Here is a 24,898-nt window from a genome sequence, read left to right as displayed (position 1 = left end):
CCATCTGAATGATGGGCTAGAGTATATCAGGATTTTTCCGATCGTGCATGTTTTGAGTGATGTTATTTGTCCGCATCTCAGCTATGCTTAGCAAAATATGGAAGAGGGGGAGTAGATGAAAATCCATACGATTGCGACCGAACCTTTTGAGGGGCAAAGGCCGGGCACTTCCGGGTTGCGTAAAAAGGTTAAAGTCTTTCAACAACCACATTATCTGGAGAACTTTGTTCAGGCGGTTTTCGACAGCATCGGCGATTTTCAGGGCCAGACGCTGGTGGTGGGTGGCGATGGACGCTTCTACAACCTGCAGGCGATCCAGACCATTCTGAGGATGGCTGCTGCCAACGGTTTTTCTCGTGTGCTGGTAGGCCAGAACGGCATTCTCTCCACGCCTGCCGCATCGAACGTGATTCGCAAATACAGGGCGTATGGCGGACTGATTCTTTCCGCCAGTCATAACCCTGCAGGCCCCGACGAGGATTTTGGCATCAAATACAATATCGGCAACGGTGGTCCGGCCCCGGAGGGTGTGACTGAAGCGATTTTCGAGCAGACCCGGAAGATCGAGTGGTATCAGACGGTTGAGTGCGATGATCTTGATCTTTCTCTGGCAGGCAACTTTGAACTTGCAGGAATGCAGGTGGAGGTGATCGATCCGGTCGCTGATTATGCTGAGTTGATGCAGAAGCTGTTCGATTTTAATGCCATCAGGAGTCTTCTGGCGGATGATTTTTCCATGGCTTTCGATGCTATGCATGCGGTTACGGGCCCTTATGCCAAGGTGATTATTGAGGATATCCTCGGAGCGCCTGCCGGCACGGTCATGAATGGTGAACCGAAAGAAGATTTTGGCGGCGGTCATCCTGATCCGAACCTTACCTATGCCCATGAGCTGGTAGAGATTCTCTATGGAGATGATGCTCCAGATTTCGGTGCCGCATCCGATGGTGATGGCGACCGCAACATGATTCTCGGCAACCACTTTTTTGTAACGCCCAGTGATTCACTTGCGATCATGGCGGCCAATGCACATCTGATTCCGGGCTATAAAAACGGCATTAACGGTGTGGCCAGGTCAATGCCGACATCGGCTGCTGCAGACCGCGTTGCTGAAGCGCTGGGGCTGGAGTGTTTTGAAACCCCGACCGGATGGAAGTTTTTCGGCAACCTCATGGATGCAGGTCGAGTAACGCTTTGCGGTGAGGAGTCATTTGGCACCGGCTCGGACCATGTGCGCGAGAAGGACGGTCTCTGGGCCGTGCTCTTCTGGCTGAACATTCTTGCAGTGCGCCAGGAGTCGGTAGAGGCGATCGTCGTCGAACACTGGCAGAAGTTCGGCCGCAACTACTATTCCCGCCACGATTATGAGGGTGTGGACTCAGCCGCCGCCGAGCAGGTTTTGCAGAATGTGCGTGACCAGTTTGCAACACTGCCTGGTCAGATGTTGGCTGGACGGAAGGTAGGCAAATGTGATGATTTCGCTTATACCGATCCGGTTGATGGAAGCGTCAGCACCAATCAGGGTGTGCGCGTACTTTTTGACGATGGTTCAAGGCTTATCTTCCGTCTCTCGGGAACCGGCACGAGCGGTGCAACTATTCGCATCTATCTCGAGTCTTATGAAGCTGATGCCGATAAGCAGGGGCTTGATGCCCAGGATGCGCTGGCGGATATGATTGCTGCTGCCAACGAAATATCCGGTCTGAAACAGCTGACCGGACGCGATAAACCCACTGTAATCACCTGAACCGATTGTTAACACGAACGGCAAAAAACGGAGAAGAGGTATATAATGAATAAACCGATCCTGTCACCTGAAGCGTGGGCCATTGTTGAAGCGCGTAGTCACGATCCGTTCGGCTGGCTGGGACGCCACTACCACTCCGAAGGCGGGGTGGTGATTCGCGCCAATAAGCCGCGGGCGGAGAAGATGTGGATTCTGCCTGAGGGGGATGGTGCAGTTGCCATGCAGCGCATCGAAGGGACGGATATCTTCGAGTATCACTGGCAGGAAGGGGATTTCGATTCAGTTTATCGTCTGAAGATTGAAAACATTGAAGGCCATACCTGGGAGGAGGAGGATGTTTACCGTTTCTCCCCGATCCTCGGCGAGATGGATCTGCACCTGATCGGTGAAGGCAACCACTTCGAGAAATACAAAATCATGGGAGCGCATGTGCGCGAGCATGAAGGGGTATGGGGCGTCGGTTTTTCGGTATGGGCTCCATCTGCGGATCGCGTCAGTGTGGTTGGTAATTTCAACCACTGGGACGGACGCGAGCACCAGATGCGAGTGCGCGGCTCTTCCGGAGTCTGGGAGCTGTTTATTCCGGGCCTGCGTGAAGGCGAGGTGTACAAGTTCGAGCTCCGCGCTAAAAACGGCGATGTCTTCGAGAAGGCAGACCCATACGCACAACAGATGGAGTTGCGTCCTGCCACCGCGAGCGTAGTGCACTACCCCAATGCTTATCAATGGAAAGATGATGCCTGGGTGAAGAAGAGGGCGGAAACTCAGGCTTTTGACAAGCCGATGAGCATCTATGAGGTGCATCCGGGGTCATGGCGCAGAGACGGTGGGGATTACATCAACTACCGCGATATGGCGCATCAGCTTGTCGAGTACTGCCAGTGGATGGGATATACCCATATCGAACTTCTACCGATCACGGAACATCCGTTTGATGGTTCCTGGGGTTACCAGACCGTCGGTTATTTTGCACCGACCAGCCGTTTCGGCACACCAGATGATTTCCGTTATTTTATCGACTACTGCCATCAGAACAGCATCGGTGTGTTTCTCGACTGGGTTCCGGCGCACTTCCCGAAAGATGCGTTTGGCCTGGCCCGTTTTGATGGTACGCCGCTTTATGAGCATTCCGATCCGCGGCTTGGCGAACATAAGGACTGGGGAACCTATATCTTCAACTTCGGCCGCAACGAGGTGCGCAATTTCCTGATCGCCTCCGCGCTGTTCTGGCTGGACGAGTTCCATATCGACGGCTTGCGCGTGGATGCCGTCGCCTCAATGCTCTACCTCGACTACTCGAGAGAGGAGGGGGAGTGGGTACCTAATAAATACGGCGGCCGCGAGAACCTTGAAGCGGTTGAGTTCCTCAAGCAGTTCAATCATCTCGTACATGAGCGTTTTCCAGGGGCGGTAACCATGGCCGAGGAGTCCACCTCGTGGCCGATGGTGAGCCGGCCTACCTATCTTGGCGGACTCGGCTTTACGATGAAATGGAACATGGGCTGGATGAACGACACCCTCTCCTATTTCGAGAATGATCCGATCTATCGCACCTACCATCACCATCAACTCACCTTCTCGATGGTTTACGCATTTACCGAGAACTTTATCCTGCCCTTCTCACACGATGAGGTGGTGCATGGCAAGGGCTCCATGCCGGGCAAGATGCCGGGTGACGACTGGCAGCGCTTTGCCAACCTGCGCCTGCTCTATGGCTACATGTACACCCATCCGGGCAAGAAGCTGCAGTTTATGGGGCTGGAGTTCGGCCAATGGCCGGAGTGGAACTTTGACACCTCACTCTCATGGGATCAGTCCAACTTCATGCCGCACCGGGGACTGCAGCTGATGCAGCGTGATATGAATCATCTCTACAAGAATGTGCCGGCTCTTCATGAAGTCGATTTCGAAAGTGGTGGTTTCCAGTGGATCGACTGTAACGATGCAGAGCATGCCATTCTAAGTTATATCCGTCGCGACAAGAATGGCGGTATCGTTGTGGTCTCCCTGAATCTAACTCCGGTGCCGCGCTATGGTTACCGGCTGGGTGTTCCAAAACCGGGCCACTACAGGGAAGTGATGAATACCGACTCGGAACTCTATGGGGGCGCCAATATCGGTAATGCGGGCGGCGTGGATACGGATGATTACGGATTCATGGATCAGCCGCATTCAGTTACCCTGACCCTGCCACCGCTCTCCTGCGTAATCTTGAGGCCTGACGAAGAGTAAAATAACACTCAGGGAATCAGTGAAAGCCTGCGCTCCATCTTTTTCTGGTGGACGCCTTCCGGATTGTGGTCTATTACATAGTCAGGGTAGGGAGGCTTTGCATGGATACGGAGTTTCATTACTACATCACTGGTTTTCTGGCCAGGTGTTCCGGATTTTCCGATAGCGAAGCCACCACAATCGCTACCGCATCGGAGTATGTCGATTATAACTGTACGGAGTGCACGGTTTATCAGAAGCGTAGCGCTAAGCCTTACCGCAACCAGATCAGCCAGACGATGGATATCACCAAGCCAAGGTCCGAACGAATTCGCATTTATCCGTTGTTCCATTTTATTCCTGGAGATCCGAATGCAGATTCGGCACGTCGTATCGACAATCGGATCCATCAGTTGAATACCACGCCAGACAACGAGATAGCAAACAGGATTATCGATCATGCCCTTGGTGGCAATATGGTGGAGAGCGAGGATCAGTTGCTGCACGCTATCGGTATCGCATCACACGCCTACATCGATACCTGGGCACACCAGAATTTTATTGGCATTGAGGATAGCTTTAACCATGCCGGTAGCATCCTGCCCAATATCGGACACGCCGATGTTGAACACAAACCGGACATACCATGTCTGATATGGCAGGACGAGCGACTGCTTGATCCGTTGATCGACAACCGTAAACGCTTTATCGATGCAGGCATGGCTCTTTACAGGAAATATCTCAGCTTTAACGAGGGGCGAAATATCCGTTCGGGATATTCCCCCGAACGGATGGAGGATGAACTTGCAGCAATGCTTGGCCCCTCCTCGAAGGCCAGTTCGATGGAGATGAACCGCTACCAGCGCTACAGGAAATACAGGATCGAACTCTACTATCTGGGTCAGTTTGATCCCGACGGCTGGTTTGATGCTGCGGTGCATCGTAAGGCGGGGTCATATTTCTGGAGATCCCCCTCCAACATGAAGTCAACAGAGTGGTACCGCTTTCAGGAGGCCGTGAAGCGGCATGCTGAATTTGCCTTTGAGTTGATCAAGCCGCGCTTTGAAGCGGAAGGTATCAACGTCTGATCACAGGGCGCCGGATGGCACTGTTAAGCAGGTTCAGATCGAATCCATAAATTTATGGAACAGCGGCCTGGTCATTGCCGGTTCCCCGACCATGTCGTGGACAAGCGAGAAAAGGGGAAATGTCCGGAAATCGAAGAGTCTGAATTTCTCCACCATCTGCAGCGTATGGATACCTTCTCCGGTGATGCCCTCAGTTTCACCCCGCGCCAGCTTGATGCCAAGTTCATGGTGATGGGAGCCCTTGCTGGTGGCTGTGGTGATCAGGTCTCCCAAGCCTGCCAGTCTTAGCGGCGTGGCCGCGTTGCCTCCCATCTGCAGCATGATCGCACTGAGCTCATCCATGGCGGTAACTGCCAGAAAACCCCGAACGTTGTCTCCCAGCTTCAGTTCATCGGCGGCACCAAAGGCGATGGCATAGACATTCTTCAGGATTACCGACCAGGAGATGCCGGCTATGTCACTGCTCTTGTCTATTCCCAGGGCTGAACCGCTGAAGAGGGATTTTACCTCCTCAAAAATGGCATGATCAGAACATCCCAGCTGGGCAAAGCCGTAGCGGCCGGCACGAATCTCCTCGGAGATCATCGGCCCGTAGAGCAGGCAATAGCGGTGGTCGGAGTGAAATGTCTGTTCATAGATCTGGGCAGGTGAACGTCCAAGATCATCCAGTCCCTTTGAGATACTCAGGCATATCGCATGGTTCTGCAGGTGAGGTCCGACCTTCAGAAGCATCTCCTGCAGCGGCTGTGCAGGGATACAGAAGAGGATAAAGTCGGCTGATGCGGCTTCCTGTTCCAGATTGACAGGCTCGAGCCCCTCGACAGGTCGCGAATCGTAGATGGAGAGCTGGTGTCTTTCACTCAGCAGGTATTGCATGGCATGGCCCATCTCTCCATAGCCGATAATCAGCACACGTGACACCCTGTCTTCTGCCATGGTTCACCCTCTATCCCAACCGAACGGATCGTGTAGATTCAGCCGATATGGTGATTCAGCCCATATCTGTACCTGACTGTTACTACTATAGATAGCATGCTGCATTTATGCAAAGAGAGTGCCTGTTTGTGAGAAGAGGAATACCGAGTGCGTGAAAAGTCTTATGAGAGGCGTGGGCCGAATGCGTTTCTGCGCTGGTTGAACCGGCTTTTCTGCCGCGGCTGGCATCGGCTTGGCAGCATCGAGTGTGAACTGCCGGAGGGGCCTGCGATTCTGGTGGGGAACCATATCTGCGGACTTGACCCCCTGCTGATTCAGGCATCGGTTAACCGGCCTCTCTCATTCCTGATGGCACGAGAGTATTATCTGAAGATTTCCTGGTTACGCTGGGGCTTCGATATGGTCGGAGCGATCCCTGTGTCTCCCGGTGGCGCCAACCGCTATGCCTTGCGGGAAGCGGTCGAGGTGGTGAACAGGGGAGGGGCAATCTGCATATTTCCGGAGGGGGCGGCCAATCCTCCGATTCCTATGCACAGGATTCTTCCGGGTGCCGCGCTGATCGCGCGCGAAACCGGCGCACCGATTATTCCGTTCAGGGTATCGGGAGTCTGGCCCTTTGATCATATCCATCTCTGGCGCGCTTTTTATCGCCGCAGTCGTGCCAGAGTGGTGATTGGCGAGCCATTTCATCTTCCCAGACAGCATCCGGATGAGGGTATCCGCAGTGACACGGCACTGATCAGACATGCCATCAAAAGCCTGAATCGGGCGAACAGGGACTAATTGCGTCCGAGCCGGATGGTGAAATCTTCCGGGAAAACGGCATTGAGAAGCGCCTCGTTGTAATCAACAAGATCATCTTCAACCAGCTGCTGCAGATGCTGGTCGAAGGTCTGGCTGCCATACATGGAGTGCCCCTCTTCCATGGCCCGGGGGATCTCGCTCCAGTGGTCGGGATTGAGGATGAAGTGCTTGATGACGGCATTCTTGACCAAGACTTCAAGCACAACGATACGCCCTTTGCCGTTTTTCATGGGAAGCAGTTTCTGTACGATGATGGCGCGCAGGTTTTCAGCAAGCCGTTCGCGAATGCTGATCTGCTCATCACTGTTGAACGAGCCCATAACGCGGCGCATGGTGCCGATTGCAGTGGTTGCGTGAACGGTGGACATGACAAGATGCCCTGTTTCACTCGCCTCCAGTGCCAGTTGCACCTCATCGCGACCGCGTGCTTCTCCAGCCACAATAATGTTCGGCGTCTGACGCATGGCATCGATCAGCCCCTGCTTGTAACTTTCAACATCGGTGCCGATCTCACGCTGGCTGACCGAACCCTGATGGCTGGTGCTGTAGCGGAACTCGATCGGATCCTCGAGTGTCACCGCGTGTACGGCTCTCTGTCTGATGATGTGGTTGAGCATTGCAGCAAGCGTCGTGCTTTTACCTGAACCTGCTGAGCCGGCCATCAGGATCAGTCCGTTGCGGTAGGTGGTAATCTCCTTGATCACTTCTGGCAGCCGTAAGGCTTCGAAACCCGGAATCTGCTGCGGGATCAGGCGGGCGACAATGCCGAAGTTGTTGTTGGTGCGCATCACGTGGATACGGAAATGGGAGGTGCTTTTCAGGCTGTAATGGAAATCGAGATGTTTCATCTGCTCGATATCCGGTCGCTTGGGAAGCTCGCGGACCAGGTGTTTGATCATCTCGACAACCTGCTCCCGGCCGACCTCTGCGACTTTTTCAACCGGGATGGTGACGATTTCTCCGGCGATTCGCATGCGTACACGGTCCCCGGTCCGGACAATCAGATCCGAAGCACCGTTCTTGTTGGCAATCAGTAGAAGTTCGTCGATCAGGGTATATCCGTCCATCAGATTCTCAGCCCTTCCGAGCTGCCATCATTCGACAACTGCTCAAGGTCATTTGCACTGCCGCCCTGATCCTCAAGTTTCACCATCTTGATCTGCAGCCGCAGGTTGTTAACCGAGTCGGCCTGGCGCAGTGCCTCATCCTCGCTAATGACGCCATTCGCCCAGAGACTGAGCAGGTGCTGGTCGAAGGTCTGCATACCGTAGTTGCCGCCGCTCGCCATTGTCTCTTTAATCTCGGCAATATCCCATTTTCCGATCAGATCGGAAACGCGCGGCGTATTGATCAGGATCTCAATGGCGGCAACACGTCTGTCGGCAGGCGTTTTTACCAGCCTCTGGGATAGAATGGATTTGAGATTCAGGGCCAGATTCAGACACACCTGCGGATGCATCTCCTCAGGGAAGAAGTTGATTATGCGCTCCAGCGCCTGATTTGCGTTGTTGGCATGCAGGGTTGCCATGCAGAGGTGGCCGGTTTCAGAGAATTCGAGCGCATGCTCCATGGTTTCACGGTCACGAATCTCTCCGATCAGGATTACATCGGGTGCCTGTCTGAGGGCGTTCTTCAGCGCTTTGTGATACTCCAGTGTGTCGGTGCCGACCTCGCGCTGGGTGATGACGCTCTTCTTGTGTTCATGCACAAATTCAATCGGGTCTTCGATGGAAATAATATGGCCCGCCTGATTCGAATTGCGCCAGTCAACCATGGCCGCCAGTGAGGTGGATTTTCCTGAACCGGTGGTGCCGACCATCAGTACCAGCCCACGCGGAGACATGGCAATATCCTTGAAAATCTCGGGCAGTCCCAGTTGATCAATGGTCGGAACTTCCGTTTTCACTTTGCGAATAACCATGCCGATATGGCCGCGCTGGCGGAAGATATTGACGCGGAATCGTCCGATGTCGGGGTAGGCGAGCGCCATATTCATCTCATATTCGGCGGCAAAGGAGGCGCGCTGGCGTTCGTTCATGATTGAGGTGGCCAGCTTTTCGCACTGCAGTGCGCTCAGTGGTGGTTGTTTCAACGGCTGAACAACGCCATTAATGCGGTAGGAGGGGGGCATGCCGGTCGTGATATAGAGGTCGGATGCCTCGCGTTTCTCCATCACCTGCAGCAGCTGCTTGATCGACAGGGATGTTTCAGCAGCACTCATAAACAGGCTCCTTTAGAAAGAGGCAAATAATATGCGGAAAAATCAGATGGCACCGCCACCGAACAGTTTCTTGTTAGCCGCTTTTTCCATAGCAGCCTGTTGGGTTATTTTCCTTGCATTGACCAGCGACTGCAGGTTTGAGTCCAGTGTTTGCATGCCATCGCGAAGTGATGTCTGCATCACCGACACCATCTGGGCGATCTTGTTTTCGCGAATCAGGTTTCGGATGGCGGGTGTGCCGATCATGATTTCATGGGCTGCAATACGGCTGTTGCCATCGGCTGTTTTAAGCAGTGTCTGTGAGATGACGGCCCGAATCGATTCGGAGAGCATGGATCGCACCATCTCCTTTTCAGCAGCAGGAAATACATCGATCACACGGTCGATGGTTTTGGGCGCTGAAGAGGTGTGCAGTGTGCCAAATACCATGTGCCCGGTTTCGGCAGCGGTCAGGGCCAGCCGAATGGTTTCCAGATCGCGCAATTCGCCGACCAGAATGACATCCGGGTCTTCACGAAGCGCACTGCGCAGGGCGTTTTCAAACGAGTGGGTATGTGGTCCCAGTTCACGCTGGGAGATCAGGCAGTTTTTCGATTTATGTACAAACTCAATCGGGTCTTCAATGGTCAGTATATGTCCGCGTTCACGCTCATTGCGGTGATCGATCATGGCGGCAAGCGTTGTGGATTTGCCCGAACCGGTCGGGCCTGTCACCAGACAGATACCGCGCGGGGTCATGGCGATATCCTTGAAAATATCAGGGCACTTGAGGTTTTCAAGGGTCAGTACTTCGCTTGGAATGACGCGGAATACCGCACCCATGCCGCGCCGCTGCTGGAATACGTTGACACGGAAACGGGCGATCTCACCGAGTGCAAATGAGAAATCCAGCTCCATATGCTCCTCGAACACCTTGCGCTGGGTGTCGCTCATGATGTCGTAGACCATCGACTGGATATCGCGTTTGTCGACCGGAGGCATCTTGATGCGAGTCATGTCGCCGTTGATGCGGATCATCGGCGGTTCGCCAGATGAGAGGTGCAGATCCGAGGCTTTGTTCTTTACGGTAAAGGCAAGCAGCTCTGAGACTTCCATGATTTCTTCACTCCTGGTGCATTCGGCTTAAGGTGCATAGCAGAGCATAAGAGTGTTCTCCTGTGCCCGCAAGTTCCAGCCGTTTTGAAAGCAAAAAAAGCTATGTTGGTCTTATCGATGCTGCTTATGAAGCGTGCTTGTAAGAGGTGTGTTCGTAGTGGTAAGACAGGAAACGTTAAATCGTTGTCCACTATCGCGCCAATAATGATATTTAATATATTGGCTTGCTGGTACCAGAGGCCGGACTCGAACCGGCACGCTATCGCTAGCAATGGATTTTGAGTCCATCGTGTCTACCAATTCCACCACTCTGGCATTGCAATTGAACTTTCGGAGACGGCGCGAAGCATTGTCATCCTCTGTAAGGCTGTCAAGCTGATTGGCGGCTGATCAGTCACCTCCGGCATGCGCGGCTTGCAATCCGCTTTAATCCCGCAAGGATAATGCGGTTACGGATGCGTTGTGGGGGAGTGCATGGGCGAAGCACAACATTTTGATATTGTGATTGTCGGTGGTGGCGCGGTTGGTGCAACGCTTGCGCTTGAACTGGAGCGCCTTGCTTATCGCGTGGCTGTGATTGAGCACGCCGACCCCTCGTTTGCATCGACCGATCCCGAGCGGGTGATTGCCTTGAATTACGGCTCCAGGCTGCATCTCGAACGTCTTGGGCTTTGGCAGGGGGTGGAGGCGCAGGGCGTTGGGAATATTCGCCATATCATTGTTACCGAGCCTGGCAATCGCGGTCGGGTCGATCTTGATGCCAGCGATGGCCGCAATGAATTTCCCGGGATGAATGAGCTCGGATATGTGGTCGAGATGGGGGTGTTGCTGAGGCCTCTCTACGAAAAGCTCCGGAGATCTTCGGTGACACTTTTTTCACCCGCATCCCTGCGCAAATTCGAGACGTTCAGTGATCGTGTCGAGATCGAGGTTGCATCAGGCGATGAGAAACAGCGTATCACTGCCTCGCTGATGGTTGCAGCCGATGGCACGCACAGCCAGATCCGCCGCATGGCAGGCATAGGACTGTTTGGCTGGGACTACAATCGCTTCGGCCTGGTGGCATCGGTAAGCTGTGAAAAGGGACATCGCGATACCGCACATGAATGTTTTCGGGGCTCCGGTCCACTGGCTTTTCTGCCGCTGGCAGATGGTCGCTTCTCCATTGTTTGGGCAGCCACCCCCGCCGAGGCGACTCAACTGCTTGCCATGAACGATGACTTATTCATCACCGCGCTGCAGAAGGCTGCGGGCGAGCGAACCATGGACGAGATCGGCGCCATCACAGGGGTTTCAAAACGGGCTACCTATCCGCTCGAACTCTCCATTGCCAAACAGTTTACAGCTCAGCGTATCGCTCTGGTCGGCAATGCCGCTCACACCATCCATCCGGTTGCCGGACAGGGGATGAATCTCGGTTTCCGCGATGTGGCGGACATGGTAACGATGCTTGAAGGGGAGCTGGCGCATAAGGATCCCGGCCAGCCGATTATTTTGCAGGGTTATGCCGAGAAGCGCCGTGCCGATGTTGCGGCGGTGGCGACCTTTACCGAATCGATGTCGCATACCTTCGGCAGCGAAATTCCGGGAGCAAAGTTTCTGCGTGGACTGGCACTGGAGAAAATGGCCTTTGCACCGACGCTGCAGGGCTTGCTGCTCAGGCAGGCATCAGGCGTCGGACAGATTAAACAGGGGGTATCATAATGCGGACGCATGCCGATCACGCAGACCTGATTATTGTTGGCGGGGGCATGGTGGGGCTCGGGCTAGCCTGTGCACTTCGCCATAGCGGGCTGCATATCGTGATTATCGAGCGGGGCGAACCGCCCGTGTTCAAATCACTTGACCGTGACTGCCGGGTATCCGCCATCGTGATGGGCAATGTGAAGATTCTGCAGGGTATCGGTGTCTGGAAATACCTTGAGAAAGATGCCGGCCCAATGCGCGCCATGCGTATATGGGACAATCAGGAGCAGGGGGGCATCCGCTTTGATAGTCATGAGATCGGTGAAGAAGCGCTGGGTTACCTGATCGAGAATTCATGTACGCAACGGGCCATGCACAAGGCGCTGCTGGAGAGTGAGAACATTGAATTCTGCTCGCCGGCGGAAATCAGCGAGATCAACTGGCTTGGCGAGCATGTCGAGGTGCATCTGGCAGATGGGCGAATGCTGACCACGCCGCTGGTTGTTGGCGCCGATGGCGGCCGATCATGGATTCGGGAACAGGCCGGAATAGGGGTCTGGCAGCGCGATTACAGTCAGAAGGGGATTGTTGCCACGGTGCGCCCCGAGCGAGGCCACAATGGTGTTGCCTTTCAGCGTTTTCTGCCGACAGGTCCGCTGGCCATGCTGCCGATGACCGATGGCCTCTGCTCGATTGTATGGAGTGCAGAGAACAGTGAAGCCGATCGACTGATGGCGATGGATGAGGCTGCGTTCCTTGACGCCCTGAATCTCACCTTCGGCCCTGTACTGGGGCGTATCACTGAAACGGGAGAGCGCGCTGCATTTCCGCTGATAGCACGGCTTGCCAAGCATTTTGTCCGAGAGCGGGTGGCGCTGGTGGGCGATGCAGCCCACTGCATCCATCCATTGGCAGGGCTCGGTGTGAATCTCGGCCTGCGCGATGCGATGGTGCTGGCTCAGGAGATCTCCGATGCCAGACGTTTCGATGAGGATTGGGGTAAAATGGATGTGCTTGAGCGCTATATGAAGCAGAGGCTTCCGGATGTGCTCTCGGTGATGGGCTCAATGGAGGGGCTGCATCAGGTATTCACCGCTACGATTCCCGGGCTCAAAGAGCTTCGAGGCGCTGGTATGCGGCTAATGGGCAATTCCGGCGCGATCAAAGAGCTCCTGATGCGTAACTCTACCGGTCTTTCACTCCCTGTACCGAAACAAATCAGCTAAGTCGAAGGAGCCTCTGCTTTTGAATCCTGCTGCGTTGTTTTTCACTCAATTGCTTATGGCTACATATCGTTCAAAACGACTTGTACCTGTTCAATAACAGAAGCTCTTATCATTCTGTAATATAAAGACTTTTAATTATGCATGATCTGCAAACCTGGCAATACATTGCCACGGCCCTGATCTTTGTCTGGACCGGATTTGTGCGCTCGGGGCTCGGCTTTGGCGGTGCTGCACTCGGGCTTCCACTGCTGTTGCTGGTGGTGGATGATGCCCTGATCTGGCTGCCGCTGATCGGTATCCACCTGCTATTCTTCTCATCCATTACCGTCAGCTCTCGCATCGAACATGTGAACTGGCCCTATCTGAAGAAGGCGTTCGGCATCATGATTATCCCAAAACTGATCGGGGTGTTCGGATTGTTAACGCTCCCCTCCGAGTGGATTGTGGCATTTGTCTATCTGACCACACTCTTTTACGCCTTCTGCTATCTGTTCCGCTTTGAACTGAGCAGTCGCAGTCCCTGGATTGACTATCTTCTGCTTATTGCCGGTGCTTACGCCGCAGGCGTGTCACTGATCGGCGCACCATTGATCGTGGCTGTATTCGCACGCCATGTTGCGGTTGGGGAGTTGCGCAATACGCTCTTTGTCCTCTGGTTTATCCTCGTTGTGATCAAGCTCTCGGTGCTCTACTGGGCCGGTATCGACTTCTGGTGGGTCCACCATCTCTGGCTGCTTCCATGTGCCGCCATCGGTCATCTCATCGGTCTGAAACTGCATGAACAGCTGATTGCAGAGGGTACGGCCAGCTTCAAGCAGGTGATTGGCGGCGCACTTGTTGTGATCAGTGTTGTGGGTCTGTTGCGCTGACAGCGGGTTGATTGCCGTAGGGTTTGAAGTTTCTTAGCAGGATCGGCAACACGGTAATGTTGGTGAGCAGGGCAGTCATCATGGCAAAGGCGGTGAAGAGGCCGAAGTAGATGGTCGGCACGAAGTCGGAGAGCACCATGGCGATGAAACCGATGGTGATGGTAATCGAGGTGTAATACATCGCCCGGCCGATGCTGTTGTGAGCCCGAAACACGGCAGCATGGTAGTCGCCATCCTTCTGCCACTCCTCATGGTAGCGGTAGACATAGTGAATGGTGTCGTCCACGGCAATACCCACCGTGATGGCTGCAATGGTGATCGTCATGATATCGAGCGGAATGCCGAGCCCGCCCAATAACCCCAGCACAAGAACAACCGGAATGATGTTGGGAATGATGGCGATGGTGGCTACTTTGAAAGAGCGGAAGAGCAGGGCGAAGGTGATCAGAATTACCATAAAAACAAAGCCGAGGGTCTGGATCTGGGAGCGAAAGAGGCTCTGCAGCAGATTGTTATAGAGTACGACCATGCCGCTCAGGTGTACCTGCTCTCCATTTTCCGCACGTTGATCTGTCAGATGATTGCGGATCTTTTCCAGCAGCTCCTTGCGGTTAAGGCCGACATCGGATTCATAGACGCGGACGGCAATGCGTAACTGCTGTCCGTCGGCGGAAAGGTAGGGGGTGATCATCTGCGACATCACCTCTGGTGGCATGCGTTTATAGAGCACAGAGAGGAAGAGGTTGTCCACGACCTCATCCCCTTTAAGGGTGTCCAGCATGGTCATGGCAGTGTGCAGTGAGAGCACCTTGCCTGTCTCGGGAAGTGCATCAATAAAGTTGTGTATAGAGGCGATGTCATCCTGCATGCGTGTATTGAACCAGTAGCTACGATTGGCAAAACCTCCCTCTTCATCGTCTTCGAATTCATCCTCCCAACCCGCTTCGAATGGATTCTCTTCAGGTGCATCGATGATGACATCGAGAGGTGTTGTGCCGCCAAGTTTTTCGTCAATCAGTTTCATGCCCTGAAAGATCTCTGTGGAGCTGTGAAAGTAGTCGATAAACCGGTTCTCAACCGTCAGGCGCGACATGCCCAAAGTTCCAAGGGTTGCGAGCAGGGCTGCGATTAGCAGCAGCTTGCCGCTGTGCTGTTCAACAAGGCGTGCGAAGAACGCAGTGATGCTGCCCATGATGTCTCGCCCCTGTTGCGGTTGGCCGGGCTGAACAAACATCAGGGTGGCGGGAAAAAGGGTAAAGGAGAGCAGCATCGACGCGCCAACGGCAAAAAACATAATCCAGCCGAAGTCGATGACCGGACGAATATCACTGACCACAAGTGAGCCGAAGGCGACCATCGTGGTCAGCGCATTGAACAGGCATGGCATCGCCTTGCTGCGCACCGTAATGCTTACGAGCCGGCTTTGCAGGGCTTCCGGCTCAAGCAGGTGCTGCTCGCGGTAGCGCACAATCAGGTGGATGGTGAGAGAGAGACTGAAGATCAGCACCAGTGCCAGAAAGTTCGAGGAGACAACGGTGACAGGCCAGCCGACCATGCCGAGAAAACCGGTGGTTACGATACCGGTTGCTGCAGCTGTCAGAAGCGGCAGCAGCACCCAGTGCAGTTTGCCGAATACAATCACCAGCATCAGCGCCAGAATCGCCAGTACGGCAAAGCCGAAAAGCACGAGGTCGTGACGGATAAAACTCATCATATCGGAGACGATCATTGGTACACCGCCCAGATGCATCTGGGCATAGGGGCGATACTCATCCATGGTGGCGCGTACGGCGTTGATCAGCTCCGCCTCTTTTTCCGTCACCTTCTGGCTGTAGCGCTCAAACTCACCCTCGATGCGTGGCAGCTGCGCTTTCTCGCTCTCGGTCAGTGCACCGGTCAGTTTTCTCTCACGCAGCCGGTCGCGCTGTTTGCGCAGGTTCAGATAGGTCTCATCTCGCTGCAGCACGATCTGCAGTGCACAGGTTTTTCCGTCCGGACTCATCAGGTGGTTGCGATAGAGCGGACTCTGACGCAACTCCCTCTTGGCCAGTGCAGGGTCTGTCGTTGGCTGCTCAAGCATCGGGGCACTCTCACTGAACTCACTGAGCGAGATCGGCGGGCTCTCCAGGAGCGGCACATCGAGAATGGTGACCACAGATTCAACATGATCGATGCCACGCAGCCGGTCGCGCATGTTGCGAAGCCGCGCAAGTTCATCTTTTGAAAAGAGTTCGGCATTGGGTGTATAGGTAAGGATCAGGGAGTCGTCGGAACCATAGCGGGCACGGATAGAGCGGTAATATTCAAGATCGGCATCGTTTTCCAGCACCAGCGAGTCAGCAGAAACATCGAGCTCAAATCTTGGTATGAAAGCTGCAAAGATCAGCAACAACAGGCCGAGAAGGGTCAGTGTCAGTTTGGGCCTCTCTATGACCAGTTTTTCATACCAGACAACCAGCTTCATCGCTCTCCTTCTGTTGCTGTTACGCAATCCTGCAACCACATGCATGAGGCGGCCCCGTGTAGCGCTACCCTCTGTCTCCATTATAGATCAAACCGGGTATAATGGAGAGCCACAGTTTTTCATCGCTCCTCTCTCTGAACAGTCAAAATAACCGTTCACAACGTGGGGTGGACGCAGAGGGTGCTTCCTCTCATCATGTTGGGTTATGGATGGGGAGAAAAAAGAGCGGCTGCTGAATAAACTTTCGGAGTTTGTTCCCTCGGCCTCTATTCTGACCAGTCGAGAAGAGCTCGGTCCTTATGAGTGTGATGGACTTTCAGTTTGCCGTCAGCTGCCGGCGCTGGTTGTGCTGCCTGAAAGCGTGGAGCAGGTGGCCTCGATTCTCAGGTTATGCCATACCGAGAAGGTAGAGGTGGTTGCACGAGGTGCAGGTACGGGACTTTCCGGCGGAGCGATGCCGGTCGAAAACGCGGTTCTCCTGTCGCTGGCAAAGTTCAACAATATCCTCTCCATAAATTCCGATAACCGAACCGCTGTCGTACAGCCCGGCGTTCGCAATCTGGCGATATCGCAGGCGGTTGATTATCTCGGGCTCTATTATGCCCCGGATCCCAGCTCCCAGATCGCCTGTACCATCGGCGGCAACGTGGCCGAGAACTCCGGCGGCGTACATTGCCTTAAATACGGCCTGACGGTACACAATGTGCTGGGCCTGAAAATACTCACCATGCAGGGCGAACTGATCGAACTGGGCGGTGCGGCGCTTGATGCAGCCGGTTACGACCTGCTTGCTCTCATGCACGGCTCGGAGGGACTGCTCGGGGTGATTGTCGAGGTGACGGTGAAGCTGTTGCCGAAACCGGAAGTCGCGCAGGTGGTGATGGCTGCTTTCGATGATATTGAGAAGGCGGGACGGGGCGTTGCCGATATTATTGCTGCGGGCATTGTGCCGGCAGGGCTGGAGATGATGGACAAACTGGCCATTGAGGCGGCCGAGGCATTTGCCCATGCTGGATATCCGGATGATGCCGAGGCGATCCTTCTCTGCGAAATCGATGGTACCCTTGAGGGGGTGACGGATCACATTGCGGCGGTACAGAAGGTGTTGAATGGAGCCGGTGCAACTGCAATAAAAACATCGAACAATGAAAGCGAACGCCTGCAGCTCTGGGCCGGACGCAAGGCAGCATTTCCCGCCGTGGGGCGTCTGGCACCCGATTACTACTGTATGGACGGGACCATCCCCAAGGCAGCACTTGCGAATGTACTGCGGCAGATCGCTCTCTGGTCGGATGAGTACAAGCTTCCGGTCGCCAACGTTTTTCATGCCGGAGACGGCAATATGCATCCGCTGATTCTTTACGATGCCAATAAGCCGGGCGAACTTGAGCGTACGGAAGCGTTCGGCGCTAAGATCCTCGAGCTCTGTGTGGCGTCGGGCGGCAGCATCACCGGCGAGCACGGTGTCGGCGTGGAGAAGCTCGATTCGATGTGCATCCAGTTCGGAGCGCTTGAATTAAATCAGTTCTTTGCTGTGAAGGATGCCTTTGATCCTGATCGCCTGCTTAATCCGGGCAAGGCGGTGCCGACACTGCACCGCTGTGCAGAGCTTGGTCGCATGCATGTTCACAACGGCCAGCTTCCGCACCCTGAACTGGAGCGTTTCTGATGGGCAGTAGTGAGATCAGGCAGCAGATCGAGGATGCCTTCCGGGGCGGCAGGGCGCTCAATATTATCGGAAACGGAACCAAATCGTGGTACGGACGTGAACCTCTGGGTGAGCCGCTTTCGGTATCAGCGCATAGCGGTATCATCTCCTATCAGTCGACCGAGTTGGTGATCACGGCACGCGCCGGGACGAAGCTTTCTGAGCTTGCAGATGCCCTGGACGGTCATCGCCAGCGGTTGCCCTTCGATCCACCGTATTACGGCGAAGATGCCACTATTGGCGGCACCGTTGCCTGCGGATTTTCCGGCCCCAGACGTCCCTATGCGGGCGCCTGCCGCGATTTCGTGCTCGGCTGCCACATGATTAACGGCAGGGGCGAGGAGATGCGCTTCGGCGGTGAGGTCATGAAGAATGTTGCCGGTTTCGATGTTTCAAGGGCGATGGCCGGCAGTCTCGGCACGCTCGGCGTACTGCTGGATGTGTCGCTTAAAGTGCTGCCGCACAGACAGGCCGAACAGACCGTAATGATTGAGGCTGGCTACATTGATGCGATCCGGATAATGAACCGCTGGGCTGGAACCCCGTTGCCGGTTACTGCCATGGCGGCCGATGGTGAACGGGTCTATTTCCGAATTTGTGGTACGGAATCAGCGGTGCGCAAATCAGCCGCTCTGATCGGCGGCGAAATTTACGTGGATGGGTTGAATTTATGGAAGGATATTCGTGAGCACAACCTCTCTTTCTTCGACGACCTTCGCCCCCTCTGGCGACTCTCCGTACCTTCGGATGCTCAACATCCGCTTCTTGCTGCATCAGAAGATACAGACTGGTTTATCGGCTGGGGCGGGGCTCAGCGCTGGCTGAAGTCGGATCTCCCTTCCGAGCAGATATTTGCTGTTGCATCAGAGGCTGGCGGTCATGCCACGCTGTTTCGTGGCGGTGATCGAACTGCAGAGATTTTTGCTCCGTTAAGTGATGGAGAGATGAAGTTGCATAGACAGCTGAAGGCGGCTTTCGACCCCAAAGGGATCCTCAATCCCGGTCGCATGTACGGCGGTATCTGAGCCATGCAGACGAAGATTCCAGCCGGTAAACTTGCCAGCGAAGCTGGGAAAGAGGCGGACCGTATCCTTCGCTCCTGCGTGCACTGTGGGTTCTGCACCGCGACATGTCCGACCTACCAGCTGCTCGGCGATGAACTTGACGGGCCGCGCGGGCGTATCTACCTGATCAAGGAGATGCTGGAGAGCGGCAGTGCCAGCGAGAAAACGCGCGAGCATCTTGATCGCTGCCTTACCTGTCGCAGCTGTGAATCGACCTGCCCCTCCGGTGTGGAATATGCCCACCTTCTGGATATCGGACGTGAATTGTGCGAGGCGGGAACAGAGCGGCCAATGGTGGAGCGGATCCAGCGCAAAGCTATGACTGCCATACTTCCTAACCGCACACGCTTCTCCCTGCTTCTCAAGGGGGCAGGCTTGTTCAGGCCGCTGTTGCCGCAGGGGCTGAAAGCACTGCTTCCCGCTGTTTCCCGGACGAAGCTGGATTGGCCGCCGCGCAGGCATAAGCGCACGGTATTGATGATCGAGGGTTGTGTGCAGCCGGTGCTCGATGCGGGTATCGACCGCGCTGCGGCAATCGTGCTGGATCAGGCTGGTATTTCTCTGCAACGTACAGGTATTGCCCAATGCTGCGGCGCGCTGGAGCATCACCTGAATGCATCTGAGGCAGCACTGGAGCGTATGAGAAGCAATATCGACCACTGGTGGGCAGATATTGAGGCGGGAGTGGAGGGGATCGTGTCGACGGCCAGCGCCTGTGCCCTGCAACTCAAGGAGTATGGCTACCTGCTGCGTAACGATCCGGCATATGCAGAAAAGGCAAAGCAGATATCAGCACTTGCTGCCGACATTTCCGAACTGGTGGCAGGGCAGGATCTGCCTGCAGCAAACGGTGGTGGCGAAAAGATCGCCTTCCATGCTTCATGCACGCTGCAGCATGGCCAGAAGCTGAGCGGCGTGGTTGAGACCATACTGGAGAAGTCCGGATTTGAACTGGTGCCGGTGAAAGGTGGCCATCTCTGCTGCGGTGCCGCCGGAACCTATACGCTGTTGCAACCGGAGATTGGAGAGGCGCTGAGAGCGAATAAAATAGAATCACTTGAGGCAGGGCGGCCGACACGGATTGCGACTGCCAATATCGGTTGCATGAAACATATCGAGTCAGCAAGCGAGATTCCGGTGGTCCACTGGATTGAGTTGCTGGCCGAACTGTATGAAAAACCACAAACAGATAGAGGGTGATGCGGGCGATACATTTTTCTAGTCTGCAGGCAGCCAAATTGAGAGGTAGAGTATGACAACATCATTTTATCCACCACAACGCACCCTGATGGGGCCCGGCCCGTCGGATGTGAATCCGCGTGTTTCACAGGCGATGGCAAGGCCCACGATCGGTCATCTCGATCCAATGTTCGTTGCCATGATGGATGAGATGAAGGAGTTGCTGCAGCAGGCATTCCAGACCGGCAACCAGCTGACGATTCCCGTATCAGCACCCGGATCCGCCGGTATGGAGACCTGTTTTGTCAACCTTGTCGAACCGGGCGATACCGTGATCGTTTGCCAGAACGGTGTTTTTGGTGGCCGCATGAAAGAGAATGTCGAGCGCTGCGGCGGCACAGCTGTCATGGTACAGGATGAGTGGGGCAGGGCGGTCGATGCCAACAAGCTCGAGGATGCACTGCAGGCGCATCCGGAGGCGAAGGTGGTGGCATTCGTGCAAGCGGAGACCTCCACCGGCGCATCCTCGGATGTCAAAACGCTGGTGGAACTGGCACACAGGTATGATTGCCTGACCATCGTTGATGCAGTGACCTCCCTCGGCGGCACCGAGTTGCGCGTCGATGCGTGGGGCGTGGATGCAATCTACTCCGGTACCCAGAAGTGCCTTTCATGTGTGCCCGGCCTCTCTCCTGTCTCCTTTAACGATCGAGCTATTGCGGCGATCAAGGGGCGCAAATCGCCCGTACAGAGCTGGTTCCTCGATCTTAATCTGGTCATGGGTTACTGGGGGCAGGGTGCCAAGCGTGCCTACCATCATACCGCTCCGGTAAATACCCTGTACGCACTGCACGAATCGCTGGTGATTCTGCACAATGAGGGGCTGGAGAACTCGTGGGCAAGGCATCGCCTGCATCACAATGCACTGAAGGCGGGGCTGGAGGCTATGGGACTCACATTCGTGGTGCCGGAGGCCGAGCGGCTGCCGCAACTCAATGCCGTCACCATTCCTGACGGTGTTGACGATGCCGCAGTGCGTGGTGCCCTGCTCAATGACTACAACCTTGAGATCGGCGCAGGCCTTGGACCGATGGCCGGCAAGGTTTGGCGAATCGGCCTGATGGGTTATGCCGCACGCAAGGATAATGTGCTCAAATGCCTGGCCGCACTCGATGAGGTGCTGGGCCGGATCAATGCGCCGGTAAACAACGGCGTTGCTGTATCTGCAGCCCTTGCCGCTTACAAATAACTGACAACCGGAACATTCAGAGATAATCAGCCTGATGCGAAGCGCAATGGCAAAACATATTCTGGTGAAAACGAAAGATGAGGCCGAGAAGCTGAAAGAGCGTCTCGGCAAGGGTGACGATTTTGCCAAGCTGGCCCGCAAACACTCGATCTGTCCTTCCAGGAAGCGCGATGGTGATCTGGGCGAGATCTACCCCGGTCAGCTGCTTAAGCCGATCGAGGATGTGATTTTCAAGAAGCCATTATTGAAGGTGCACGGGCCGATCAAAACAAGGTTCGGCTATCATCTGGTGGTTGTCTATTTCAGGAGTTAGACCTCTCTTTGAGGGGTGGCCCTTCGGCATAAACCGGAAGGCCACCCCACGCTGTACCACTACAGCCTTTTCGAGAGGAGATCTGCAGATCAGAAGAAGTGGTACTGCAGCGAGAGGGTGTACATGCTGGCGCTGACACCCTTGTAGTTGACTGAGGTTGCTCCCTTAGGTTTTGTGTTCAGGTGTGACCACTCTCCGGAGATACCGAGGTTCTCCATGGCGCTGTAGGAGAATCCCAGGCCGTAGCCGAGGCCGCTGCGGCTTTTGCTCGAGGAGAGTCCTGCAACAGGGTAGTGAGTGGCGCGGATGGTGCCCATGCCAACCAGAGCGTAAGCGGTGAAATCCTCAGCGATTTTGATCTGCGGCTTCAGGAATGCTGCGGCGAAATAGTCAACCTTATTACCCGGAATGATGGCGAACTCTTCCTTGGTGTTGCCGCTGGTTCCGATGCGGATTTCACCACCCAGAAACTCCGAAAAATTATCTCCGACCTGCAGATATGTTCCGATAGTGCTGGCTTTTTTCGAGATGCCGTCATTAAGAATGAATGAGCCGACGCCGACGCCGATGTAAGGGTCGCTTGCATGTGCCGCAGGCGCCACTGAGGTGATGGCAGCCAGAGCGGCGATAAAGGATGTCACGGTTTTTTTCATTGAATGCTCCATATCAGATTGATGCCGGACGGAACGGCCGGACGTGACGACGCTATGGCGTGATGCTGAAATGAAACTGAAAGGGGAGGATTATTGTTTAGTGGATTCCTGGCTGCTTTGAAGAGGCAGTGATAGCTCAACCCGAAGACCCCCAAGCATTTCGGATCTGCCGGCACTGATCCGGCCACCATAAGTGGTGACGATATCGTTTACTATCGCCAGCCCCAGTCCGTGTCCGGGCCTCGATTCATCGCTGCGCATGCCGCGCTGCAGCAGCTCCTGCCATGCACCCTCAGCCATACCGGGTCCATCATCCTCAACAATGAGTTCAAGCTCACGACTCATCCGCAGGGTACAGCGAACCTGCCGACTGGACCATTTACAGGCATTGTCGAGCAGGTTTCCGATTAGCTCCAGCATATCCTCGCGGTCGGCCGGCAGATGCAGGCCGGACTCCATCTCCAGTTCGATCTGGACCTTTTCACCATGCACTTTCTTCAGCATGGCTGCCATATCCCTGAGATCCTGCTCCGGCTCCGGCCAGAAACCGCCGGGAGCCGTACCGGCCAGGCGTGCCCGTGAGAGTTCACGCTCGATCAGGGACTCGATCTTTCCCGTCTGTTCACTGATCACATTGATTGCCGGGCCGCCCTCCAGTGTGCGCCTGATAACCGCAAGCGGCGTCTTTAGGGCGTGTGCGAGGTTTCCTGTGGCTGAGCGGGAGCGGGCCAGACGCTCCTGCATTACCAGAAGAAGGCGGTTTACCTCCTGTACAAGCGGGTTGATCTCGCTCGGCAGATCGAGTTGCAGCTGGCTGTTCTCTCCCTGTTCTAGTTTCAGCAATGCCTGTCGCACCTGTCCGAGTGGCCGCATTGCACGCCTGATTACCCAGACCTGCAGGCCGAGAAGTGCCAGCAGGGTGAAAAACAGCAGCAGCAGCAGTCGTTTCTGGTATTCCTGTGCCTGGTGATAGAGGTCTGACATATCCTCTGCAAGGGTAAGGGTTACCGGGCTTTTTCCGATCCGGAACTCACGGCTCAGTATCAGAAGGTGCTGGCCGTCAGGGCCGGCAACATCCCTGTGAACACCAGCATCGAAGCTGTTCAAGCTCTGGTCCCAGAGTGAGCGTGATCGGATGACACCTTCACCCGAATGAAGCTGAAAGTAGTGGCCCGAGAGAGGGCGCTCATAGATGGCATCAATTTTGGTTGCATCGAGCTGGATTTGTTCTCCCTGTAACTGGGTGGCTGACAGAACGCTCTCCATATCGTGCTCCATGCGGGAGAGAACTGTTTTTTCGCTCAATGATTCGCTTTCAATGCCGAAAATGAATGCCAGCAGCAGGAAGAAGAGAGCCAGGCTTGCAGCCAGGCTCAGGCTCAGGCGCTGGCTCAGTGAACGCATATACCATCCGGGTTGAATACATATCCCTGTCCTCGCTTGGTCAAGATGGCGCTTTTCCCAAGCCGTTTGCGCAGGCGACTGATGTAGACCTCAATGACATTCGACTCCTTCTCATCATTGTAGTCGTAAACGTGTTCAATGATTTGGCTTGCACTGAGGATCTTGCCCGGCTGCAGCATCATGTATTTGAGCAGCCGGAACTCAACTCCGGATAGTTCGATCTCCTGCCGCCCATCTGCACAATGAATGGAAACGCTCTGTCTCCCCTCATCGAGTTTAAGCGGGCCAGCCTGCAGTTCGCCTCCGGCATGACCGTGTGCCCTGCGTACCAGTGCCTGAAGTCGTACAAGCAGCTCTTCGGAGTGAAACGGCTTGGTGAGGTAGTCGTCGGCACCAGCGCGGAATCCGTCCACTTTCTCATGCCATGCACCACGCGCGGTCAGGATCAGTACCGGTGTTTTGATTCCCGAAACCCGCCACTGTTGCAGCACCTGCAAGCCGCTTATGCCGGGTAACCCCAGGTCGAGGACGATAACGTCGTAAGGTTCGCTACTGCCCAGAAAGGCGGCTTCAGTTCCATCCTCAGCGAGGTCCACCGCATAGCCATGGCTGCGCAGGAAATCGGCTACGGTGGTGGAGAGTGCTGCATCATCTTCAGCCAGAAGTAGTCGCATCAGTCATCAATCTCGCTTTCCAGAATGTTTCCGGTACGGGCATCCACCTTGATTTTGCGTACTCCCCGATCCTTACCCAGGATCTTCATTTCATACACAATCGCTTCATTATCTTCCTCTTCCAGTTCAACATCGAGGATCTTGCCGGGATAGGGGCCGGATATCATTTCCACTATACGGCTGAGCGGAAGCACCTGATGCTCATGCATCAGCCTGTGTGCCCGCTCGTGATCCTTCTCATCTCCCCATGCCGCCGGTGATAACAGCGGCAGAGAGAGCATCAGCAGGATGAGCAGCAGGCGCATCA

At 55.0% G+C, this 24,898-nt stretch carries 21 protein-coding genes and 1 tRNA gene; 12 read left to right on the top strand and 10 right to left on the bottom strand.

The features are described from left to right. The first annotated feature begins 115 nt into the window (after nucleotides 1-115). From Ga0123462_RS06635 to Ga0123462_RS06625, 3 genes are all read left to right on the top strand, one after another. A complete protein-coding gene (locus Ga0123462_RS06635; protein ID WP_100265584.1) occupies nucleotides 116-1,747 on the top strand; it encodes an alpha-D-glucose phosphate-specific phosphoglucomutase in 1,632 nt (543 codons plus the stop codon). Between the two features lie 45 nt (nucleotides 1,748-1,792). Further along, the gene (glgB, locus tag Ga0123462_RS06630) at nucleotides 1,793-3,979 is read left to right on the top strand and encodes a 1,4-alpha-glucan branching protein GlgB (protein ID WP_100265583.1); all 2,187 of its coding nucleotides are present in this window, start codon (nucleotides 1,793-1,795) and stop codon (nucleotides 3,977-3,979) included. 101 nt (nucleotides 3,980-4,080) lie between these two features. After that, the gene (locus tag Ga0123462_RS06625; protein ID WP_100265582.1) at nucleotides 4,081-5,046 is read left to right on the top strand and encodes a DUF6765 family protein; all 966 of its coding nucleotides are present in this window, start codon (nucleotides 4,081-4,083) and stop codon (nucleotides 5,044-5,046) included. 33 nt (nucleotides 5,047-5,079) lie between these two features. Here the strand turns inward: Ga0123462_RS06625 and Ga0123462_RS06620 are convergent, their stop codons facing one another. Continuing rightward, nucleotides 5,080-5,982, bottom strand: coding sequence for a hypothetical protein (locus Ga0123462_RS06620; RefSeq protein ID WP_100265581.1), 903 nt, complete (start codon nucleotides 5,980-5,982; stop codon nucleotides 5,080-5,082). A 147-nt stretch (nucleotides 5,983-6,129) separates the two neighbouring features. On the opposite strand from Ga0123462_RS06620, the gene Ga0123462_RS06615 reads away from it, so the two are divergent. Next, entirely contained in the window at nucleotides 6,130-6,765 is a 636-nt protein-coding gene (locus Ga0123462_RS06615; RefSeq protein ID WP_100265580.1) for a lysophospholipid acyltransferase family protein, read from the top strand. On the opposite strand, the gene Ga0123462_RS06610 is transcribed toward Ga0123462_RS06615, so the two are convergent. The 4 genes from Ga0123462_RS06610 to Ga0123462_RS06595 form a co-directional block, all read right to left on the bottom strand. Continuing rightward, nucleotides 6,762-7,853, bottom strand: coding sequence for a type IV pilus twitching motility protein PilT (locus Ga0123462_RS06610; RefSeq protein WP_100265579.1), 1,092 nt, complete (start codon nucleotides 7,851-7,853; stop codon nucleotides 6,762-6,764). The genes Ga0123462_RS06615 and Ga0123462_RS06610 overlap by 4 nt on opposite strands. Beyond that, nucleotides 7,853-9,007, bottom strand: coding sequence for a PilT/PilU family type 4a pilus ATPase (locus Ga0123462_RS06605; protein ID WP_100265578.1), 1,155 nt, complete (start codon nucleotides 9,005-9,007; stop codon nucleotides 7,853-7,855). Before Ga0123462_RS06605 ends, Ga0123462_RS06610 begins: the two co-directional genes overlap by 1 nt. A gap of 42 nt (nucleotides 9,008-9,049) precedes the next feature. After that, the gene (locus Ga0123462_RS06600; protein ID WP_100265577.1) at nucleotides 9,050-10,102 is read right to left on the bottom strand and encodes a type IV pilus twitching motility protein PilT; all 1,053 of its coding nucleotides are present in this window, start codon (nucleotides 10,100-10,102) and stop codon (nucleotides 9,050-9,052) included. Between the two features lie 228 nt (nucleotides 10,103-10,330). Continuing rightward, nucleotides 10,331-10,417, bottom strand: a tRNA-Leu gene (locus Ga0123462_RS06595). Nucleotides 10,418-10,576: 159 nt separating this feature from the next. Here Ga0123462_RS06595 and Ga0123462_RS06590 point away from each other — a divergent pair. From Ga0123462_RS06590 to Ga0123462_RS06580, 3 genes are all read left to right on the top strand, one after another. Then, a complete protein-coding gene (locus Ga0123462_RS06590; RefSeq protein WP_100265576.1) occupies nucleotides 10,577-11,806 on the top strand; it encodes an FAD-dependent oxidoreductase in 1,230 nt (409 codons plus the stop codon). Next, nucleotides 11,806-13,014 (top strand): UbiH/UbiF/VisC/COQ6 family ubiquinone biosynthesis hydroxylase, encoded by a 1,209-nt coding sequence (locus Ga0123462_RS06585; protein WP_100265575.1) that lies wholly within the window; start codon nucleotides 11,806-11,808, stop codon nucleotides 13,012-13,014. Before Ga0123462_RS06590 ends, Ga0123462_RS06585 begins: the two co-directional genes overlap by 1 nt. Before the next feature lie 137 nt (nucleotides 13,015-13,151). Then, nucleotides 13,152-13,883, top strand: a complete 732-nt coding sequence (locus Ga0123462_RS06580; RefSeq protein WP_100265574.1) for a TSUP family transporter — start codon at nucleotides 13,152-13,154, stop codon at nucleotides 13,881-13,883. Here the strand turns inward: Ga0123462_RS06580 and Ga0123462_RS06575 are convergent. Beyond that, on the bottom strand, nucleotides 13,858-16,392 hold the full coding sequence (locus Ga0123462_RS06575) for an efflux RND transporter permease subunit (RefSeq protein WP_198507303.1): 2,535 nt from the start codon (nucleotides 16,390-16,392) through the stop codon (nucleotides 13,858-13,860). The two genes, Ga0123462_RS06580 and Ga0123462_RS06575, sit on opposite strands and share 26 nt — an antisense overlap. Nucleotides 16,393-16,552: 160 nt before the next feature. On the opposite strand from Ga0123462_RS06575, the gene Ga0123462_RS06570 reads away from it, so the two are divergent. Genes Ga0123462_RS06570 through Ga0123462_RS06550 form a run of 5 tightly spaced genes read left to right on the top strand, consistent with a single transcriptional unit; the run spans nucleotide 16,553 to nucleotide 21,860 of the window. After that, nucleotides 16,553-18,016, top strand: coding sequence for an FAD-linked oxidase C-terminal domain-containing protein (locus tag Ga0123462_RS06570; protein WP_100265572.1), 1,464 nt, complete (start codon nucleotides 16,553-16,555; stop codon nucleotides 18,014-18,016). Continuing rightward, nucleotides 18,016-19,080: a glycolate oxidase subunit GlcE gene (gene glcE, locus Ga0123462_RS06565; protein WP_100265571.1), complete on the top strand. Its 1,065-nt coding sequence runs from the start codon at nucleotides 18,016-18,018 to the stop codon at nucleotides 19,078-19,080. The genes Ga0123462_RS06570 and glcE overlap by 1 nt, the downstream gene beginning before the upstream one ends. Before the next feature lie 3 nt (nucleotides 19,081-19,083). After that, nucleotides 19,084-20,319: a glycolate oxidase subunit GlcF gene (gene glcF / locus Ga0123462_RS06560; protein WP_100265570.1), complete on the top strand. Its 1,236-nt coding sequence runs from the start codon at nucleotides 19,084-19,086 to the stop codon at nucleotides 20,317-20,319. 52 nt (nucleotides 20,320-20,371) lie between these two features. After that, nucleotides 20,372-21,547: a pyridoxal-phosphate-dependent aminotransferase family protein gene (locus tag Ga0123462_RS06555; protein ID WP_100265569.1), complete on the top strand. Its 1,176-nt coding sequence runs from the start codon at nucleotides 20,372-20,374 to the stop codon at nucleotides 21,545-21,547. Nucleotides 21,548-21,581: 34 nt separating this feature from the next. Next, the gene (locus tag Ga0123462_RS06550) at nucleotides 21,582-21,860 is read left to right on the top strand and encodes a peptidylprolyl isomerase (protein ID WP_100265568.1); all 279 of its coding nucleotides are present in this window, start codon (nucleotides 21,582-21,584) and stop codon (nucleotides 21,858-21,860) included. A gap of 89 nt (nucleotides 21,861-21,949) precedes the next feature. On the opposite strand, the gene Ga0123462_RS06545 is transcribed toward Ga0123462_RS06550, so the two are convergent. The 4 genes from Ga0123462_RS06545 to Ga0123462_RS06530 form a co-directional block, all read right to left on the bottom strand. After that, nucleotides 21,950-22,513 carry a porin family protein gene (locus Ga0123462_RS06545; RefSeq protein ID WP_157821298.1) on the bottom strand — a complete coding sequence of 188 codons (564 nt, stop codon included), beginning with the start codon at nucleotides 22,511-22,513 and terminating at the stop codon, nucleotides 21,950-21,952. 90 nt (nucleotides 22,514-22,603) lie between these two features. Next, nucleotides 22,604-23,917 carry a sensor histidine kinase gene (locus Ga0123462_RS06540; RefSeq protein WP_100265566.1) on the bottom strand — a complete coding sequence of 438 codons (1,314 nt, stop codon included), beginning with the start codon at nucleotides 23,915-23,917 and terminating at the stop codon, nucleotides 22,604-22,606. Further along, nucleotides 23,905-24,591: a response regulator transcription factor gene (locus Ga0123462_RS06535; RefSeq protein WP_100265565.1), complete on the bottom strand. Its 687-nt coding sequence runs from the start codon at nucleotides 24,589-24,591 to the stop codon at nucleotides 23,905-23,907. The genes Ga0123462_RS06540 and Ga0123462_RS06535 overlap by 13 nt, the downstream gene beginning before the upstream one ends. Further along, complete coding sequence (locus tag Ga0123462_RS06530; protein WP_157821297.1) at nucleotides 24,591-24,896, bottom strand: PepSY domain-containing protein; 306 nt, start codon at nucleotides 24,894-24,896, stop codon at nucleotides 24,591-24,593. The genes Ga0123462_RS06535 and Ga0123462_RS06530 overlap by 1 nt, the downstream gene beginning before the upstream one ends. Nucleotides 24,897-24,898: the final 2 nt, after the last annotated feature.

This window comes from Mariprofundus ferrinatatus, from assembly GCF_002795825.1.
GTDB lineage: Bacteria > Pseudomonadota > Zetaproteobacteria > Mariprofundales > Mariprofundaceae > Mariprofundus > Mariprofundus ferrinatatus.
Note: the sequence above shows the minus strand (reverse complement) of the source record. Positions and strands in the feature narration are given on the sequence as shown.